This window comes from Peribacillus sp. P4_C12 (assembly GCF_056402095.1).
Genome location: NZ_JBFUIB010000864.1, coordinates 1 through 1,176, shown reverse-complemented (window position 1 = coordinate 1,176; position 1,176 = coordinate 1). Strand labels below are relative to the sequence as shown.

Sequence of the window (1,176 nt, the reverse complement as noted above, 5' to 3'; positions counted from 1 at the left end):
GTTATCCATCTGGTTACCGTTAGTGGGGTATTTGGCACGGACCCAAAGACATAATGGTTTTGGGTCGTTCTTTGTTTGTTGAAAACGGGACAGGAACCAATTGAATGTAGGCAAGCTCATGAAAGAAAAACGAGCATTTGTAAGCATTCTTTTCCGTTTTTTTATAGATACCGATTATTATATGAACCAAAGCAAAATGAATAAAAACACCTGGAGGTAGTAAAAGTGAAGGTTGTTGCACTAGTAGGAAGTATTCGGTAGGATTCTTATAACCTAAGGCTATCTAAGTTTATCAAAAACTATATCTAGAACATTTTTATAGAAGGGATTTTTTGATAAAATAATCATCTGTCATTTAATCAGCTACCACCAGAACATCGAGATGTCTAGCCTCTCTTAGTAGACGTGCAACAATGGAACCTTGTTTAATTTCTTGCCATCTCGATCTTGCTGAATGTCCTATGATAACTTGTGTCGCTTTTTTATCTTGTAAATGTTTAGTTATTTCACCARCCACTAATCGTCTGTCTGCAGTGGAATATAATTCGAAATTACCACCTAATCGATTCGTAAGACTTATGATTTTATCGAGTATATTCTGCTCATCATTTGACAGAGGTGGTTGATCTTTAACGTACACAACAAACCACTTAGCTTTAAGACGATAGGCAATACGAAATCCTCTTCTAATTAGGCGCTCAGAATCTGGTCTAAGATTTACACAGACAAAGATTACTTCTTCTTTTCTCCACGGACCTCTTACTCCCTCTTTTCGTTTTAATGACTCTAATCTGTCATCCACATCATCTGCTAATTCACGGAGCGTAAGTTCTCTCAATGCTATAAGGTTTCGTGTCTTAAAGAAATTGCTAAGTGACTGTTCTACTTTATCTCTAGCATATATATATCCTTCCTGCATCCGTTGTCTGAGTGCCTTTGGGGAGATATCAATTAACTCTAGTTCGTCTGCTAAATGAAGAAAACTGTCTGGAACAGTTTCTCTTACACACACTCCTGTTATTTGCTTTACACTATCATTTAAACTTTCTACATGTTGAATATTCATTGTAGAAATAACCGAAATTCCGGCATCCAGAATGGCAATTACATCTTGATAACGTTTTTGGTTGTTACTTCCAGGTACATTCGTATGTGCTAATTCATCTACCAGCACTA

At 36.5% G+C, this 1,176-nt stretch carries 1 pseudogene; it reads right to left on the bottom strand.

Annotation, left to right across the window (positions count from 1 at the left end):
• Window positions 1-355 precede the first annotated feature (355 nt).
• Window positions 356-1,176, bottom strand: a pseudogene (locus tag AC1DUW_RS29770) (histidine kinase); the annotation flags it as partial.